The sequence below is a fragment of the Nocardioides glacieisoli genome (assembly GCF_004137245.1).
Lineage (GTDB): Bacteria > Actinomycetota > Actinomycetes > Propionibacteriales > Nocardioidaceae > Nocardioides > Nocardioides glacieisoli.
The window spans coordinates 89,393-106,861 of record NZ_SDWS01000002.1 but is presented as its reverse complement, the minus strand read 5'-3'; the positions used below and the strand labels follow the sequence as shown (position 1 = coordinate 106,861).

General features: G+C 70.7%; 13 protein-coding genes, 2 tRNA genes and 1 pseudogene. 10 read left to right on the top strand and 6 right to left on the bottom strand.

All coding sequences use genetic code 11. From position 1 onward, the window contains the following. Positions 1-32: 32 nt before the first annotated feature. From EUA06_RS04645 to gabT, 3 genes are read right to left on the bottom strand one after another with little or no spacing between them, the layout of a single operon-like run. Positions 33-1,430 (bottom strand): NAD-dependent succinate-semialdehyde dehydrogenase, encoded by a 1,398-nt coding sequence (locus EUA06_RS04645; protein WP_129473862.1) that lies wholly within the window; start codon positions 1,428-1,430, stop codon positions 33-35. Next, positions 1,427-2,701 carry a Glu/Leu/Phe/Val family dehydrogenase gene (locus tag EUA06_RS04640; RefSeq protein WP_129473861.1) on the bottom strand — a complete coding sequence of 425 codons (1,275 nt, stop codon included), beginning with the start codon at positions 2,699-2,701 and terminating at the stop codon, positions 1,427-1,429. Before EUA06_RS04640 ends, EUA06_RS04645 begins: the two co-directional genes overlap by 4 nt. Next, entirely contained in the window at positions 2,698-4,047 is a 1,350-nt protein-coding gene (gene gabT, locus EUA06_RS04635; RefSeq protein ID WP_129473860.1) for a 4-aminobutyrate--2-oxoglutarate transaminase, read from the bottom strand. Before gabT ends, EUA06_RS04640 begins: the two co-directional genes overlap by 4 nt. Positions 4,048-4,095: 48 nt before the next feature. On the opposite strand from gabT, the gene EUA06_RS04630 reads away from it, so the two are divergent. The 4 genes and pseudogenes from EUA06_RS04630 to EUA06_RS23345 all read left to right on the top strand — a co-directional run. Next, the gene (locus EUA06_RS04630) at positions 4,096-5,031 is read left to right on the top strand and encodes a LysR family transcriptional regulator (RefSeq protein ID WP_242497977.1); all 936 of its coding nucleotides are present in this window, start codon (positions 4,096-4,098) and stop codon (positions 5,029-5,031) included. Positions 5,032-5,418: 387 nt separating this feature from the next. Continuing rightward, positions 5,419-8,034: a MobF family relaxase gene (gene mobF / locus EUA06_RS04625; RefSeq protein ID WP_242497976.1), complete on the top strand. Its 2,616-nt coding sequence runs from the start codon at positions 5,419-5,421 to the stop codon at positions 8,032-8,034. A gap of 133 nt (positions 8,035-8,167) precedes the next feature. Next, positions 8,168-8,428: a helix-turn-helix domain-containing protein gene (locus EUA06_RS04620; RefSeq protein WP_242497975.1), complete on the top strand. Its 261-nt coding sequence runs from the start codon at positions 8,168-8,170 to the stop codon at positions 8,426-8,428. A gap of 60 nt (positions 8,429-8,488) precedes the next feature. Continuing rightward, positions 8,489-9,493, top strand: a pseudogene (locus tag EUA06_RS23345) (tyrosine-type recombinase/integrase); the annotation flags it as partial. Positions 9,494-9,748: 255 nt separating this feature from the next. Here EUA06_RS23345 and EUA06_RS04610 read toward each other — a convergent pair. Then, a tRNA-Glu gene (locus tag EUA06_RS04610) sits at positions 9,749-9,821 on the bottom strand. Between the two features lie 147 nt (positions 9,822-9,968). Here EUA06_RS04610 and EUA06_RS04605 point away from each other — a divergent pair. The 6 genes from EUA06_RS04605 to EUA06_RS04580 all read left to right on the top strand — a co-directional run bounded on the left by EUA06_RS04605 (position 9,969) and on the right by EUA06_RS04580 (position 15,767). Continuing rightward, positions 9,969-10,361, top strand: coding sequence for a response regulator (locus EUA06_RS04605; RefSeq protein ID WP_129473858.1), 393 nt, complete (start codon positions 9,969-9,971; stop codon positions 10,359-10,361). Positions 10,362-10,595: 234 nt separating this feature from the next. Further along, positions 10,596-11,702, top strand: coding sequence for a cytochrome P450 (locus EUA06_RS04600; RefSeq protein WP_242498013.1), 1,107 nt, complete (start codon positions 10,596-10,598; stop codon positions 11,700-11,702). Continuing rightward, on the top strand, positions 11,699-13,045 hold the full coding sequence (locus EUA06_RS04595) for a sensor histidine kinase (protein ID WP_129473856.1): 1,347 nt from the start codon (positions 11,699-11,701) through the stop codon (positions 13,043-13,045). The genes EUA06_RS04600 and EUA06_RS04595 overlap by 4 nt, the downstream gene beginning before the upstream one ends. Before the next feature lie 46 nt (positions 13,046-13,091). Further along, positions 13,092-13,165, top strand: a tRNA-Phe gene (locus EUA06_RS04590). A 68-nt stretch (positions 13,166-13,233) separates the two neighbouring features. Next, positions 13,234-14,559: a hypothetical protein gene (locus EUA06_RS04585; RefSeq protein ID WP_129473855.1), complete on the top strand. Its 1,326-nt coding sequence runs from the start codon at positions 13,234-13,236 to the stop codon at positions 14,557-14,559. Positions 14,560-14,672: 113 nt separating this feature from the next. Next, the gene (locus EUA06_RS04580; protein WP_242497973.1) at positions 14,673-15,767 is read left to right on the top strand and encodes a Glu/Leu/Phe/Val family dehydrogenase; all 1,095 of its coding nucleotides are present in this window, start codon (positions 14,673-14,675) and stop codon (positions 15,765-15,767) included. Positions 15,768-16,014: 247 nt separating this feature from the next. Here EUA06_RS04580 and EUA06_RS04575 read toward each other — a convergent pair whose 3' ends face one another. Further along, positions 16,015-16,209 (bottom strand): DUF3073 domain-containing protein, encoded by a 195-nt coding sequence (locus tag EUA06_RS04575; RefSeq protein ID WP_129474379.1) that lies wholly within the window; start codon positions 16,207-16,209, stop codon positions 16,015-16,017. Between the two features lie 159 nt (positions 16,210-16,368). Then, a complete protein-coding gene (gene purM, locus EUA06_RS04570) occupies positions 16,369-17,451 on the bottom strand; it encodes a phosphoribosylformylglycinamidine cyclo-ligase (RefSeq protein WP_129473854.1) in 1,083 nt (360 codons plus the stop codon). Between the last annotated feature and the right edge of the window lie 18 nt (positions 17,452-17,469).

The following is a 17,469-nucleotide window of genomic DNA, read 5'->3' as shown; positions in this document are numbered from 1 at the left end:
GCTGTGTGCCCGTCCAGTCGGCTGACGGCGCCTCAAGCGGGCCAGTCGACACTCAGATACTGGGTCTCCTGGTACTCGCGAAGCCCGTCGCGTGCACCTTCGCGGCCGATGCCGCTCTGCTTCACACCACCGAAGGGCGCCGACGGGTCGGAGACGAGACCGCGATTGATCCCGACCATGCCGGCCTCGACCTTCTCAGCCAGACGCACTGCGCGCCCGAGCTCACCGGCGTAGACGTAGGCCGCAAGGCCGTACTCAGTGTCGTTCACGTGCCGCAGGAGGTCGTCCTCATCGGTCCAAGCGACGACGGGAAGGACGGGGCCGAAGATCTCTTCACGGAGGATGGCCGCGTCGGCGGGGACTTCGGCGAGCACTGTCGGTGCGACGAAGTGGCCGGCCGCGTTGGGAAGCACGGCGCGGCCGGCGATGCGAGCTCCCTCTTGCACGGCGTGGTCAACGGCCGCTGTGACGCGCTGCACGGACGCAGCGCTGATCAGCGGTCCGATGGCGCAGCCGTCGGCGGCAGGACCGACGGTGAGCTTCTCGACCTCGGCGACGAGCCGGGCGGTGAAGTCGAAGGCCACGTCGCGGTGGACGTAGAACCGATTCGCGGCGGTACAGGCCTGCCCTCCGTTGCGGAACTTGGCGATCATTGCGCCGGTTACGGCAGCGTCGAGGTCGGCGTCCTCGGTGACGATGAAAGGCGCGTTGCCGCCCAGCTCCATCGAGGAGTTGAGGACTCGGTCGGCCGCCTGGTGCAGCAGCATCCGCCCCACCCCGGTTGAGCCGGTGAATGAGACCTTGCGGACGCGCTCGTCGGCGAGCCAGGCCCCGACGACTCCAGCGGCGTCGGTCGTCGGGACGACGTTGACGACGCCATCCGGGACGCCGGCCTCGGCGAGGAGGCGTGCGACGGCCAGCGCAGTCAGGGGCGTCTCCGCGGCCGGCTTCAAGACGACGGTGCACCCAGCCGCGAGCGCTGGGCCGATCTTGCGGGTGGCCATCGCCGCGGGGAAGTTCCATGGGGTGACCAGTGCTGCGACGCCTACTGGAACGTGGCGGACCAAGGTTCGGGTGCCGCCTGCCGGGGACTCGCCGTACTCTCCGCCTGGGCGGACGGCTTCCTCGGAGAACCAGCGGAAGAACTCTGCAGCGTAGGTGACCTCGCCTGCGGCGTCGACCAAGGACTTGCCGTTCTCGGCGGTGATCAGCGCCGCGAGCTGCTCGCGGTCGCGCAGCATGAGTTCGTATGCGCGCCGAAGAACGTCGGACCGGTCCCGCGGAGAGGTCGCCGCCCAGGCGCGGAACGCCGCGGCAGCGGCGTCGACCGCCGCCCGGGCACCACTCACGTCGTGGTCGCGGACCTGGTCGAGGACTTCGAGGGTGGCGGGGTCCTGGACGGCGAAGGTGGCGACGAAAGTGTTGGTCATGGGTAGAGCCCTCTCTGGCGGTGCGCCTCGGCCACACGGCGTACGGCGAGGCAGGTGGCGGCGGTGCGCAGAGACAGGTCGTGTCGACGGGACTCCGCCAGCACTTCCTGCCACGCGCTGGACATGCGGTCGGCGAGCCGGGCTTCGACCTCGACTTCGCTCCACCAGTAGGCCTGGTTGGCCTGGACCCACTCGAAGTAGGACACGACGACCCCGCCCGCGTTCGCGAGGATGTCGGGGACGACGAACACGCCGCGCTCTCCGAGCACGCGGTCGGCCTCGGTGGTGGTGGGTCCGTTGGCGCCCTCGACGACCACGCGGGCGCGGACCGCGCCGGCGTTGCCGCCGTGCAGCACGCCCTCAACGGCGGCCGGGACGAGGAGGTCGACGTCGAGGGTGAGGAGTGTCTCGTTGTCGATCATGACGGCGTCCGCGTAACCGACGACGGTTCCAGTCCGGTCGACGTGAGCTTCCAACGCGGGAAGGTCGACGCCCTCGGCCGCCCAGATCGCGCCGTACTGGTCGCTGACGGCGGTGACGGTCACCCCGGCGTGGTCGAGGAAGCGGGCGACACCGCGGCCTACCTTGCCGAAGCCCTGCACCGCGGCGGTGGCCGACGCGGGGTCGGTGCCGACGTGGCGCAGCGCGGCCAGGGCCGTGAAGACGACGCCGCGGGACGTGGCGTTGGCTCGCCCCAGCGAGCCGCCGAGGCTGATCGGCTTGCCGGTCACCACGCCGAGGACGGTGTGACCGCTGGCGACGGAGTAGGTGTCCATCATCCAAGCCATCGTCTGTTCGTCGGTCCCGATGTCAGGCGCAGGAATGTCCTTCGTCGGGCCGATCAGCGGCATGATTTCGGAGGTGTACCGACGAGTCACCCGCTCGAGTTCGGCGGCCGAGTAGCGCCGGGGGTCGATCACAACGCCGCCCTTCGCGCCGCCGTACGGCACGTCGAGTAGGGCGCACTTCCAGGTCATCCACATCGCCAGCGCCCGAACCTCGTCGAGGTCGACGTCGGGGCTGTAGCGCAGGCCGCCCTTGGCCGGCCCACGGGAGAGGTTGTGCTGGACGCGATGGCCGGTGAGTACCTCGGTGGAGCCGTCATCACGGCGCAGCGGGATGCTGACGGTCACCTCACGGCGAGGCGCCGCGAGCACCGCGACCTCGTCGGGGTCGTAGCCCAGGATCGTGGCGGCCTCGGCCAGTTGCGCGCGGGCCTCGTCGAGAGGACCCATCTCGGCCGGGGCCTCAACAGTTGAGTTGGCACTCATGGGGTGTCCGCCAGGACGTCGGCGAAGACGTCGAGTGCCTCGTGGAGCAGCGCATCGGTGATGGCGAGCGGAGGCAGGAGGCGAAGCACATTGCCGTGGGTTCCGCAGGTGAGCAGGATGACGCCGGCACGGTGGGCCGCCGCAGCAACCTCCTTGGTGAGTGCAGCATCGGGTGTCGTGGTCCCCGGCACGACCAGCTCGACGGCGATCATTGCGCCCCGTCCGCGGACCTCGCCGATTCGCGCGTCGTTTGCGGCAAGCCGGTGCAGCCGCTCCTTCATGAGGCGCTCGACCTGACGCGCTCGATTGGCGAGGTCCTCGGCCTCGATCGTCTCGATGGCGGCGAGCGCGGCCGCACAGGCGAGCGGGTTCCCACCATAGGTGCCACCGAGGCCGCCGGAGTGCACGGCATCCATGAGCTCCGCGCGGCCCGTGACCGCCGAGAGCGGGAGACCGCCAGCGATGCCCTTGGCGGTCACGATCAGGTCAGGCACGACGCCCTCATGGTCGCAGGCGAACAAGTCGCCGGTGCGGGCGAAACCGGTCTGCACCTCGTCAGCGACGAAGACGACACCGTTCTCCCGGCACCACGCCACCAGCGCCGGCAGGAAGCCGGGCGCGGGCTCGATGAAGCCGCCCTCACCCTGGATCGGCTCAATGACCATGGCCGCGAGGTTCTCGGCGCCGACCTGCTTCTCTATCAGGTCGAGCGCGCGCGCGGCGGCGACCTGGCCGTCGACCGTCTTGTCGTCGCGGAAGGGGTAGGACACCGGCGCGCGATAGACCTCAGGAGCGAACGGCCCGAAGCCGTGTTTGTAGGGCATATTCTTCGCCGTCATCGCCATCGTCAGGTTTGTGCGACCGTGGTAGGCGTGGTCGAAGACGACCACCCCGTGCTTGCCGGTCGCGACTCGTGCGATCTTGACGGCGTTTTCCACGGCTTCGGCGCCGGAGTTGAACAGTGCCGTCCGCTTCTCGTGGTCACCGGGGGTGAGCCGGTTGAGCGCCTCGGCCACGGCGACATACCCGTCGTATGGCGTGACCATGAAGCAGGTGTGGGTGAACGCCGCCACCTGTTCCTGGACGGCCTCGACCACCCGAGGGGCGCCGTTTCCCACCGTCGTCACGGCGATGCCCGAGCCGAGGTCGATGAGGTGGTTGCCGTCGACGTCGATCACCACCCCGCCGCCCGCCCTCGCAGCGAAGACCTGCATCGTCGTACCGACACCCGAGGCGACGGCGGCGGTCTTGCGCTCCATCAGGGCGCGCGAACGCGGGCCGGGGAGCTCCGTGACGAGCGCGCGGTGCTGCGATACACCGGCGACAGTAGGCGACTGGTCGGTCATGAGCATCCCTCTCAATGTTGGATGCACTCAGCCTGAACCCGCGGCCCTATGCTGTCCAATAACTGTTTCTACTCACCTCGATGCCTCGGAGGCATGATGGAGCTGCGTCACCTGCGCTACCTGGTTGCTGTGGCCGACCACGGCACGGTCAGTCGGGCGGCGGAGCAGATGCACGTCACCCAGCCGGGTCTCTCGCGCCAGCTGCGTCGACTCGAGCAGTACCTCGGCGTCGACGTCTTCGACCGCTCCGCCGGCCGACTTTCGCTCACCAGCGCGGGCCGAGCGCTCGTGCCGTTGGCTCGGGACCTGCTCGGCCAGGCCGAGTCGTTCCGCGTCGCCGCGACCTTCCACGCCGAGGGCCGGCTCGAGCGGCTCACCGTCGGTGCACCGACGGTCACCCTGACGGACGTCGTCGCACCGTTCATCGCCACCCTCGCGGATGAGGACCCCACCGCCGATGTCCTTTCCGCCGATGGGATCTCCAGCGTTGAGGCACTGACTCGTGGCGCCGACCTCGCGATCGGTACGGCGCGGCCTCGCCCGCCGTACCGTTCCCACCCGCTGGCGGTTTTGCCGGTGTGGGCCTACGTGCCGCAAGACCACGCCTGGGCAGCGCGACGCCGGGTCACTATCGCTGAGCTGGCTGGTCAGCCGCTGGTCATTCTGCCTGCGGCGTTCACCGCTCGGCAGGCGCTCGACGACGCGCTCGCCACAACCGGGGACACATGGGACTCGCTGGTCGAGGCAGCCAACGGCACCGTCGCCCAAGCCCTCGCGGCAGCCGGCCGTGGCGTCGCCGTGGTCTCCGACGACCCGCGCTACAACTTGGTGCCCCTCCCGGTCGAGCTCCCCGGCCAGGGGCATCTGAGCATCCGCCTTGTGTCAGTCTGGGACTCTCGGCATACGGCCGCCCCCACTCTCGAGGCGTTGGCGCGGCGCCTGAGCACCTTCACCCGCGAGCGGTACGGCGCGCCCGCGGGCTAACTCCACATCGTCTGCCTGCGGGCCGAGTCACTCGAAGACGCTCGACGACCTCCCGCGCGATCGGCGAGGAGGTGTCCCCAGACCTCGCCGAGCTTGAGACCGTCTCCGTCGTACTCGCAACGCATTTCCGCCGACTCTTGATCCTGTCGCTCTCCCCGACCCCTTCGGCCTCGCGTTCATCGATACCCGTTGACTCCTCACGGTCCCCAGAATTGCCCACCCTTGACCCGGCTCTTCATGCCCTCAGCGCCTACCTTCCGAGCGGCACGCATGCTACGAATGTTCGTAGATGGGTCGCCCCGGCAGGTGCGACCCACGCGGCATTTCTAGGGGTCCGTTGGTTGCCGACGGGCGTCGTTGAGGTGGGTGGCGCGGGTGCATGGCGGGGTGAAGTTCTACCGTGGCGCAGCCAAGGCGGCACGCGCTTATGTCGAGCGGGACCGGTCCCGTGCGGATGACTACTACCTCGGTGAGGGCATCGGGGTCGCCACCCGACTGGCCGCCACCCCGGACGGTGTCGAGCATGTCGGTGAGTTGACGGGCGACGCGTACGAGCAGTGGGTGGCCGGGATCGACGTCGAGACCGGTCAGCCGAAGGGCCGACTCCGCAAGGATCCGAATGCGCTGCGGTTCGTCGAGGTCACCGTCAACGGACCGAAGACTTGGTCGCTGGCTGCTGCCCTGCATCCGGAGATCTCCGTGGCACTGGATGCCGCGCAGGACCGGGCCGCGGTCGAGATCGTCGGCTGGATCGCCCAGCACGCGACCACCCGCGTCGGCCCCCGGGACCGGCAGGTGCAGGTGCCGGTGGAGCGCATCGAGGCGGCGGTGATCCGGCACTACACCTCCCGGGCCGGTGACCCGCACCGCCATCTGCACCTCCAGGTCAACGCGCGGGTGTTCGCGGCCGGTGGATGGCGGGGTCTGCACTCGGTCGGAATTCGGGACTCGATCGAGGCGATCAACGGCATCGGGCACGCCGCCGTGGCGACTGACCCGGTGTTCCGGGCGGTGCTCGCCCAGCACGGGTTCACCGTCGACCCCGGCTCTGGGGAGATCAACGAGTTGGCGCCGTACGCCGGCGCGTTCAGCGCCCGGACCGCGCAGATCCGTCGCAACGTCGACCGGTACGAAGCCGAGTGGCGCCACGAGCATCCTGGCGAGGAGCCGGGTCTGCGGCTGCGGGAGTCCTGGGATCGGCGTGCTTGGGCGCAGGCCCGTCCGGACAAGATCGTCCCGACGAACGGCGCCGAGCTGGTCGCGCGCTGGGTCGAGGAACTGCGGGACCTCGGCTACCAAGACCCTGCCGACCCAGCGGTGTTGGACGCCCAGCAGGTGGGGTGGATCGACCGTGACGGTGCCGCGGAGTGGGTGATCTCCCAGCTGGGGGCGAAGCGGTCGGCGTGGAACGCCGCCGACATCCGCGGCCACGTCGAAGTACTCCTGGCCCAGACCGGGCTGGTCGCGCAGCATGCTGCCCGGGTCGAGCTCGCCGAGGACATCACCGCCCGCGCGATCGTGCAGTGCGCTCGCTTGCTGCTGCGTCCGGATGTGCCCGAACATGTCCGCGCCTACACCTCACCCCACGTGCTGGAGGTCGAGGCCGAGCTCATCGCCCGGATGGCACGACGCTCAGAAGGGCCAGCTCGTCGGATCCGATTCCCCGGTCGCGGCCTGGTGCGGATCGACCCGACGCAGGCGGCGGTGGTCGGTGCTCTGTGCGGTGACGGGCAGTTGCTGGTCGTCGAGGGAGCCGCCGGAGCAGGCAAGACGACGGCCCTGCGGACGACCCAGGCGCTGCTGGCCAGGCAAGGACACCGGTTGGTGGTGGTCACGCCCACGTTGAAAGCAGCCGAGGTCGCCGCCGCCGAGACCGGTGCTGACGGACACTCCGTCGCCTGGCTGATCCACCAGCACGGCTGGCGCTGGGACAACGAAGGTCACTGGACCCGGCAACCCGACCACACCCCCGCGCCGCAGGCACTGCTCCAGCCAGGGGACCTGCTCCTGGTGGACGAGGCGGGAATGCTCGACCAGGACACCGCCCGTGTCCTACTCACCATCGCCGACGAGACCGGTGCCCGGGTCGCGCTCATGGGGGACCGACACCAACTCCCCGCCGTCGGCCGCGGAGGCGTCCTCGACCACGCCGCGGCCTGGGCGCACCCGGCCTTTGTGATGTCGATGGACACGGTGCACCGGTTCACCGACCCCGACTACGCCGCCCTCACTCTGCGGATGCGCACCGGCGACGACCCGGGCGGCGTGTACGACGAGCTCCATCGGCGCGGTCAGATCGTGATCCACCCCTCCGAGGTCGAGCGCACCGCAGCACTCGCCCAAGCCGGTGCAGAAGGAGCCTTGGTCATCGCTGACCGTCGCGAGCAGGTCGCCGATCTCAACGCCGCGATCTGCGACCACCGCGCCGATGGACGGCACGGTCGAGCACGCGAGATCCAGTGGGTGGTCACGACCAGCGCTGGCGAGCGGATCGGACTCGGGGACCGGGTTGCGACCCGCCGCAACGATCCCGCCCTGCAGGTCGCCAACCGACAGACCTGGACCGTCACCGGTGTCGGTGATGACGGCAGCCTCACTCTTCATGGCCGTGGTCGTGACCGGGAGATCCCCGCGCAATACGCGGCACGGTTCGTCGAGCTCGCCTACGCCACCACCGTCCACGGCGCCCAAGGCGACACCGTCGACCGTGCCCACGTGGTCATCGGCGAGCACACCGGCGCCGCCGCCGCGTACGTGGCCATGACCCGCGGGCGTCACAGCAACACAGCCCACCTCGTCGCCGAGTCCCACCAGGAGGCAAGGCAGCAGTGGATCGAGGTGTTCGGCCGCGACCGCGCCGACCTCGGTCCCGCCCACGCCCGACAACTCGCCAACGAGGCGATCGACCGCTACGGCGCGGCCGCCCAACTGCGTCCAACGCCACGACTCCCCACCCCGAGGTCCCGGCCGCCCAGCTCGCAGCCCTCCGGAATCGGCTTCTGACAAGCCGGTCCAGCCAACAAATGGGGGGAACCTGCTGACCTGCGCAAACGCAGGTTCCCCCCTCAGGTTCCCCCCTCCGGTGACCCCGATTCGGGCGTACCTGAGCGCCGATGCTGATCAACGCGTACAGGTCGTGCGCGACGACATCCAGATGGAGGGCCTCATGACCGCACAACCCATCGCTCCGCGACCCCGAGAGAATCCCGGCGAGGAGATGCTCACCCTGCAGGAAGCCTGCGCCTTCCTGCGCGTCCCCGAAGGCACCCTGCGCTACTGGCGCCACCTCGGCTGCGGGCCCCGCAGCTTCAAGGTCGGCCGCCACGTCCGCTACTGGCGCGCCGATCTCGTCCTCTGGCTCGCCGAGCAGGCCAACCGTCCACAGCACCACGACTGAAACCGACCCGATGTCGGAGCACGGCGAGACGATGGAGAATGCCCAGGAGGGAGCACGACCATGGCCAGCATCGAGAAGCGGACACGCAGCGGACAGACCTCGTGGCGAGCGCACTACCGAACGCCCGCGGGCGCCCAGCGCAACAAGACGTTCTCCCGCAAGGTCGACGCCGAGAGGTTCCTGGCCAGCGTCGAGAACGCGAAGGTCACCGGCACCTACGTCGACCCGGCGCTCGCGAAGGTCACCGTCGGCGAGTGGGCCGAACTCTGGCTGGCCGGGCAGGCACACCTCAAGCCGACCACACGCTCGCGGTACGCCGGGATACTGCGCACCCACATCCACCCCCAGTGGGACCGGGTCAAGCTCTCCAACGTCTCCCACGGTGACGTGCAGGCGTGGGTCACCGAGCTCGCGCGGCACCACTCCCCAGCCACCGTCCAGAAGATCCACCGCGTGCTCAGCCTCGTCCTCGACATGGCCGTCAAGGACGGTCGGCTGGCGCGCAATGTCGCTAGTGGCGTCAACCTGCCGCGCGTGCGCAAGCACGAGCACCGCTACCTCACCCACGAACAAGTCGAGGACCTCGCCACCGCGACCGGCTACCCCGCCGATCCGAACAAGCACAGCAGCCTCGACACCCGCACCAACGAGACCTACCGGCTCGTCGTGCTGTTCCTGGCCTACACCGGCGTCCGGTTCGGTGAGATGGCCGCGCTGCGCGTCGGCAGGATCGACCTGCGACGCAACCGCGCCATCATCGCCGAGTCGGTCACCCCGGTCCAGGGCCTGGGGCTGGTCTGGGGAACTCCCAAGACCCACCAGCGACGCGAGGTCCCCATCCCGAAGTTCCTCGCCGCCGACCTCGCACGCCACCTCCACGGCAAGCAGCCCGACTACCTAGTCTTCGCCGGCATCCGCAACGGCCAACCCCTGCGAGTGAGCACCTTCCGCACCGCGTTCGGCACGGCCGCCCGGGCCATCGGCGTACCCGACCTCCACCCGCACGAACTCCGGCACACCGCCGCAAGCCTCGCCATCGCCAGCGGCGCCGACGTCAAGGTCGTCCAGCAGATGCTCGGACACGGCTCGGCAACGATGACCCTCGACACCTACGGCCACCTCTTCGAAGACCGGCTCGACGAGGTCGGCGACGCCATGGACCGGGCCCGCGACGCAGCCCGCGAGCGTCGTACCCGACTCCACGTCGTTGCCCAAGCCGATCCTGCTGTTGCCCCAGTGTTGCCCCAGCCCAAATCGGCCGGAAATGCCGAAGAGGCCCTGCCCAGCGTCTCCGCAGGTCAGGGCCCCCATTCGGCGCTGCACCCCCAACGGGATTCGAACCCGTGCTACCGCCGTGAAAGGGCGGGGTCCTGGGCCGCTAGACGATGGGGGCCAGCTTGCCTGGGCGAGCCCATCCAAGCGTCGTCAAGCATAGGGGCAGGCGTGGCCGCTCTCCCAACCCACGCCCGTACGAGCCGTGCTGTCCGACACAGTGCCGGGAAGAGGCGCGAAGTGTCGGTGCGCTGACTACGCTTGACCCGTGAGCCCGGGGGCGCGTCAGCTGCACTTCCTCGTTGTCGACGACAACGAGGACATCCGTGACGTGTTCTGCCGCCTCGTGCAGCGTGCGGGACACCTGGCCTCGACGGCTGTCGACGGCCTCGAGGCCGTCGAGATGCTCCAGCAGGAGACCTATGACGTGATGCTCCTCGACCTCACGATGCCGCGGATGAACGGCGTGGAGGTGGTGCGCTGGATGCGGGACCACCCCGAAGTAGGTGCTTCGATGCGGATCGTCGTGATCAGCGCGTGGGCAGGTGAGCACAGGGCGGCCCTCCAGGAGCTCGGTGTCGAGAATGTGATGCAGAAGCCGCTGCGCATCCAGCAATTGACTGATCTGATAGCGGAGACGCTGCCCGACCCTGAGTCCTGACTCCCGCCCTGACAGCTTCACGGGGGTTCGGTCTACGGGTGGCGTCGGAGCGTGCCCGTCCGGGTGCGCTTCTCGTCAATCCCCCTGGAGAAGCAATCATGATGAACCGCATTCGCACCCGCATCGAGTCCACCCGTGCCAACAACCAGCTGCAGTCGTTCTACATGTGGCGTCCGGCCCCGCCGCGTCGCTGACGACGGGTTGTGACACACCGGAAGTGATGCACACACGGTGATGCACCTGGACAGCGTCGAGTCGGCCGGCGGTCGGCTCGGCGCTGTCCTCTCCGCCCCACGGTCGGGGGCCGCAGTGGCCCTCGACCGCCACGGTCCCTGGCTGGTCACGACCCCGGTGCTGGCCCGCCGAGTTCTGACCGAGCCGGGTCGTTTCGACTTCCCCGGCGACGTGAGCCGCAGCGGCGACCTCTCCTCGAGCCGTGGAGAGACGCGCTCGGGACACGTCCTGTTCGCGCCGCTGACCCCTGACCAGGTCGCCCGCGGTGTCGACGTGTTCTCCAGCGAGTGGGACGCGGCACTCCGGGATCACGACAGCCGCGCTCCAGGGACGGCGTACGACGCCATGCTCCTGCTGCGCCAGCCGGTGGCCCGGTCCACCGTGGGCGCAGTGCTGGACACCGACGTCGGCACCCGCGACCGGGTGGCGGACCTGACGCTCGGCTGGATCGACGCCCTCGCCCCGGTCATCTCCGCCCACCGGCCGCCGGGACGCTGGAGCCGTGCACGCCGTCGCGAGCGGCGAGCGCGGTTCGCCCTCGACGACGCCCTGTCCGCCGTCACCGGGCTCCCTGCGCCTTCCGAGCAGGTGGCCACGATGCTGGCCGCTGGCGTCCAGGTGCCGATCGCGGCGGGCGCGTGGCTGCTCGCCTGGCTCGCCGCCGACACCTCCGACTCCGTCGATCCGGTCCACGCCGTCTGGGAGACCCTCCGCCTGACCCCACCGACGTGGGTCACCGCCCGGATCACCACCGAGCCGGTCGACCTCGGCGGCACGGAGGTCCCCGCAGGGCGGGTCGTCCTGGTCAGCCCGCTCCTCCTCGGCCGGCTCACCGAGCTGGTCCCTGGCGACCCCGAGCTGGTCGCCGGGTTCGATCCTGCGCGGTGGGAGGACACGACGAAGCGGCCGGGCGCCTGGCTGCCGTTCGGTGCAGGACCGCACGCGTGCCCCGGCCGCACGCTCGGGATGGCCCAGCTGGTCCACCTCGCCACGTGGGCCGGGCAGCACCGGCTCCGCCTCAGCGAGCAGGTGGGAATCGACCAGAGCAGGGGCATCGCACCGCTACCGTGTCGTTTCACCATCGATGCGTGGGGAGGGCATGCGTGACCGAGCACCCCGCCCTGCAGGACACCAGTGGCAGCGGACCTGTCTCTGCAGAGGCCGCGAGCCTGGCGAGCAGCATCATCAGCGGCGAGACAGGACTCGACGCCGCTCTCCAGCGCGCCGCTGCCCACCTGTTGAGCGAGCCCCGGGTCGAGTCGGTTGCCGGCGTGCTCACCAGCTTCGTGCCAGAGGACACGGCCGGGTGGAATCCGCTCGGCCGCCGCGCCTGGGTGCGGGAATGGACGCGACCCGGCCGCGCGCAGTCCTTCCTCCCCCCCGCCGGCGCCGGCCCGGAAGCGGCCCTGACCATGCCGTGGCTCTCACAGCGCGCCCGCACCGGCATCGTGGCGCTCAAGGACCGCGACCTCCTTCCGGACGAGGCCAGCCAGGACCGTGACGAGCTGGTTCGGGCGGGCGTGCGCAGCCTCGTTGCCTCGACCTTCACCTCGCGGGGCGAGATGTTCGGCAGCCTGTCCCTCGTCGGCGTCGAGTCCGGCACCTGGCCAGACCACCTGATCGACGACTTCCGCCTGCTCAACGCCGCGATCACCTCCCGGCTGACCCTCGAGCAGGCTCGGCGGGCGCTGGCCGAGGCGATCGACGCCAGCGTCGAGGCGCAGCTCGGCTACCAACAGCTCTTCGGCGCGGTCGGGCACGAGCTGCGTACGCCGGTGTCCGCCGTCCTGGGCTACAGCGAGGGACTCCTCGACGACGCCGTGCACGGCACCCCTGACGACGTGGTGTCCGGGATGTTGCGTGACGGACCGCGGATCGTGCGGGCGTCGGAGCAGCTGCTCGCCATCGTCGACAGCCTGCTCGGCGCCGGGCGCGCGCTCGCCAGCGACGACGCACGCCAGGACGTGGGGGTGGCCGACGCGCTCGCCGACGTCGTCCACTGGCACCGCACGCCCGCCGCGACCGCCGGGGTGGGGATGACGGTCGACGTCGACCCCGACCTGACCGTGTGGGCCCACGCGTCGGGCGTACGCCAGGTCCTCACCAACCTCCTGGGCAACGCGATCACCCACCACCGTCCGGAAGGCGGCACCGTGCACCTCTCGGCCGACCGGCTCGTCGGCGAGAGCGGCCACCCGATGGTGCGGATCATCGTGCGGGACGACGGCCCCGGCCTCGAGGCCGACCAGCTGGCCCACGCCTTCGAGCCCTTCGTCCGCTTCGCGGCCGTGGGGGTCGCGGGCACCGGGCTCGGCCTGTCGATCTCGCGGACGATGGCCGAACGCGACGGCGGGGCGGTGCGCGGCGAGTCCACGCCCGGCACCGGCTCGACGTTCTGGCTGGAGCTCCCGTCCGCCGCACTCCCGTCCGTGCAGCCCCAAGCCGGTTGAGCCGATTCCGACTGCACCAGCGGCCTCATGTATCCTCGTCGCGCTTGGGCAGGTAGCTCAGTTGGTACGAGCGATCGCCTGAAAAGTGATAGGTCGGCGGTTCGACCCCGCCCCTGCCCACAAGCACAGAAGGGCCCCGACCACGTCCCGGTCGGGGCCCTTCTGCGCGATCCGGAAGGATGACGCCCGTGCTTCCTCGCCTCGAGATCGTCGGCCGGCTGCGGCCGGTCGACCTCGTCGCGCCCGGCTCGGTCCAGCTCGAGGCCACCTCCGGCGGCACGATGGCGATGCCGGCAGTGGCGCCGTACGTCGCTGCGACGGCCGAGGCGCGCGACCGCTCCTGGCTCGCCCTGCACCTGGCCGACCATCGCATCGGTGCGGAGGTGCGCGACGGGTCGGTGTCGCTGACCCTCAACCACTCCCACGGGACGCGCGAGCTGCGCAGCCGCCGGTTCCACCGATCGGAGGACCCGACCGACCTCGGCCTGACCCTGACCGGCACGCACGTCACGGCCTGGACACGCGAGGCCGGCTCGTGGGTGGCCCGGGCCCGGCACGACCTGCGTGAGGTGCTCGACACCCGCGACGAGGCCGCACTCGCCGACCTCCGGGTCGAGCTCCCGACGTGGGGCGGCACTGCTGGCGGCTTCGGCCAGCTCGGGCTGCGCGACGTCCGGTTCGTGACCGACGTGGCCGGTCGGCCTCTGAGGGAGAACGGCGCCCTGTGGCTGACCGCCACGTCCGCCGGCCCGGGATTCTTCGACACGGCTCACACCAGCGTGTGGCGCTTCGACCCGGAAGCGGTCGAGGTCGTCCACGCCGGCGACCTCTTCTTCCGCCGGCCCGACCGGCCCGGCGTCTACGGCGACCACGCCACCCACCTCGTGAGGACCGACGACGGGTGGCTGGTGGCGACCAGCACGTGGGGCGACTTCGAGACCCCGACGACGCGCGCCGGTCGGCGTACGCCGGCGGGGTTGCGGGTCACGCTCGCCGAGTCCGACGCCGACCTCCTGCGCGGCACCCACGTCCTCGACACCCGCGAGCTGCCGCTCCCGACGGACGGCCTCGCCTCGATCGCGACCTGGGACCCGCACCTCGTGCACCGCGACGGCGAGTGGCTGGTCGGCTTCGTGAGCGCGCGGAGGTTCTTCGACTTCCACCCCGCCCTGGCCTCGGGCCCGTCCCTCGACGACCTGCGGCTGCGCGGAGCGGCCACCGACCGCACGTCCACCGAGGGCACGACGCTGGTCGAGGTCGACGGACGGATGGTGGTGCTCGCGAGCGACGGTCGCGACTCCGGGCGCGGCGTGCGCGCCCGGTTCCCGGTCTTCGACCTCGCCATGTCCGACGTCGGGCTGCTCGACGCGCCCTACCCGACGAACCTGCCGTGGCCCTCGCTCGCCGAGGTCGACGGCGCGTGGCTGCTGGCGACGTTCAACGGGAGCAGGGCCGGCGGCGACCTGCTCGGCTACGGCACCCACGGCGACCTCATGGTGATGCGGTCGCAGTGATGCCTGCGACGTGATCCGGCGGCGATACGCTTGGTCGTGACGGCGGTCACCACCCCTCGACCGCTCCGACCAGGTCCGCACACCCCGCGGCCGCACCCACCAGAAAAGGACGCATGAGCATGTCTGGAGCCGCCACTTCCGGCGTCGACGTCTTCGAGCTCGGCAGCGAGCACGAGCAGGTCGTCTTCTGCAACGACAGCGCGACGGGCCTCCGGGCCATCGTCGCCCTCCACTCCACGGCACTCGGCCCCGGCCTCGGCGGGACGCGGTTCTACCCCTACGCGAGCACCGACGACGCGATCGTCGACGTGCTCAACCTCTCGCGCGGGATGTCCTACAAGAACGCGCTCGCCGGCCTCGACCTGGGCGGGGGCAAGGCGGTCATCATCGGCGACCCGGCCGTGCTGAAGACCGAGGCCCTGCTGCGCGCCTACGGCCGCTTCGTGCAGTCGCTCAACGGCCGCTACTACACGGCCTGCGACGTGGGTACGTTCTCGGTCGACATGGACCACATCGCCCGTGAGTGCGACTACGTCACCGGCCGCACGGTCGCCCACGGCGGCGCGGGCGACAGCTCGGTGCTGACGGCGTACGGCACCTTCCAGGGCATGCGTGCCGCGGCCGAGCAGGTCTGGGGCGAGCCCACGCTCGCCGGGCGCACCGTCGGCATCGCCGGCGTCGGCAAGGTCGGGCGCCACCTCGTCCGCCACCTGATCGAGGACGGCGCGTCCGTGGTCGTCACCGACGTGCACGCCCCGTCGGTCGAGGCGATCCGCGCCGAGTACCCCCAGGTCACCGCCGTCGCGACCACCGACGAGCTGGTCGCCAGCGAGATCGACGTCTACGCGCCCTGCGCGATGGGCGGCGCGATCAGCGACGAGGTGCTCGACGTGCTGCGCGCCACGATCATCTGCGGGGCCGCGAACAACCAGCTCGCCCACCCCGGCATCGAGAAGCAGGTCGCCGAGCGCGGCATCCTCTACGCCCCCGACTACTGCGTGAACTCCGGCGGGGTCATCCAGGTCGCCGACGAGCTCGAGGGCTTCTCCTTCGAGCGCGCCCAGCAGCGCGCGAGCGGCATCTTCGAGACGACCCGCCAGGTCTTCGAGCTCGCCCAGGCCGACGGCATCACCTCCGCCGAGGCCGCCGACCGCCTTGCCGAGCGCCGGATGCGCGAGGTCGGCCGCCTCCGCGGCATCCATCTCTGACCGACCGGGCGATCCCTCGCGCCCCCGAGCGCTGACCGGGCGATTCCTCGCGCGACCAAGCGCTGACCGGGCGATTCCTCGCGGTAGCAGCGCGAGGAACTGCCCGGTCGGCGCATTCCAGCGCGAGGAACTGCCCGGTCGGCGCATTCCAGCGCGAGGAACTGCCCGGTCAGCGTGTCCGGGCGCGGACGTACGCCGCAAGACCCGGTCGCCCGGGTGGTGATCAGGTGCGATCAGGTGCGGTCAGTCAGTCCGCACGTCGACTGCGGTCGGCATAGTCCGACCACTCGTCCTCGTCCGGCTCAACTTCAGCCGGCGCGGGATGAGATTTCTCGCTTCCGTGCAGCTCATTCGCCAGCGCCCCGAAGTCGGTCTCGTGAGTCCGGTACTTCAGGTCGCGTGCGACCTTGGTCTGCTTCGCCTTAGCTCGGCCGCGCCCCATAGGGTCGACCCCCTCGCACACTTGGCCGGGGCTGCCTGAGGCGCGCCCGGTCTGATCGGTCACATATCGTGAGGACAACGCTACCTGAGCGGTGGGTGTTCCCGCACACCACCTGCCGCATTTCGCTGACGGCCGAGAGGAAACTCGTCCGGACCCGCCTCACCAGCCCGGGTGCTGGCCCTCCAGGCGAACGCGGCCGCCGTGCTCGTCGTCGAGGCGTACCTCTCCGGCGACCCAGGCGTTGATGCCGTGGCCGGCGAGGACGGCGATCGCCGCGTCGACGGAGTCGGGAGCGGTGAGGGACACCATGCCGACCCCGCAGTTGAGCGTCGCCTCGAGGTCGGGCTGCGACACCGAGCCGACCTGTCGTACGACGTCGAAGACCGGCTGCGGCGTCCACGTCGAGCGGTCGAGCCGCACCGACAGCTCGGCCGGGAGCACCCGTTCGAGGTTGGCGGCGAGCCCGCCACCGGTCACGTGCGACATGGCGTGGGTCTCGGTGCGGTCGGCCAGGTCGAGGCAGGCCTTGGCGTAGATGCGGGTCGGCTCGAGCAGCTCCTCGCCGAGCGTGCGGCCGAAGTCGTCGACGTGGCGGTCGAGCGTCCACCCGGCCTGCTGCAGGAGGACGTGGCGCACGAGCGAGTAGCCGTTGGAGTGCAGGCCGCTGGCCTCCATCGCGATGACCACGTCACCGGGGCGCACCCGCCCCGGGCCGAGCAGCTTGCTCGCCTCCACGACACCGGTCGTGGCGCCCGCGACGTCGTAGTCGTCGGGGTCGAGCAGGCCGGGGTGCTCGGCGGTCTCGCCGCCGATGAGGGCACAGCCGGCGACGACGCAGGCCTCGGCGATGCCCTTGACGATCGCCGCGATCCGCTCGGGCACGACCCGGCCGCAGGCGATGTAGTCGGTCATGAAGAGCGGCTCGGCGCCGCACACGACGAGGTCGTCGACGACCATGCCGACGAGGTCGAAGCCGATCGTGTCGTGCACGTCCATCAGCTGCGCGATCTGCACCTTGGTGCCCACACCGTCGGTCGAGGTGGCCAGCAGCGGCTTCTCGTAGCGGGTGAGCGCCGTGGCGTCGAAGAGCCCGGCGAAGCCGCCGATGCCTCCGATGACCTCGGGCCGGCGGGCCTTGTCGACCCACCCCTTCATCAGGTCGATCGCGCGGTCGGCCGCCTCGATCGAGACCCCGGCTGCGGCGTACGCCCCGGGAGAGGACTCGGTGGGCTGGTCGGTCACGGGGCTCCTCGGGGGACG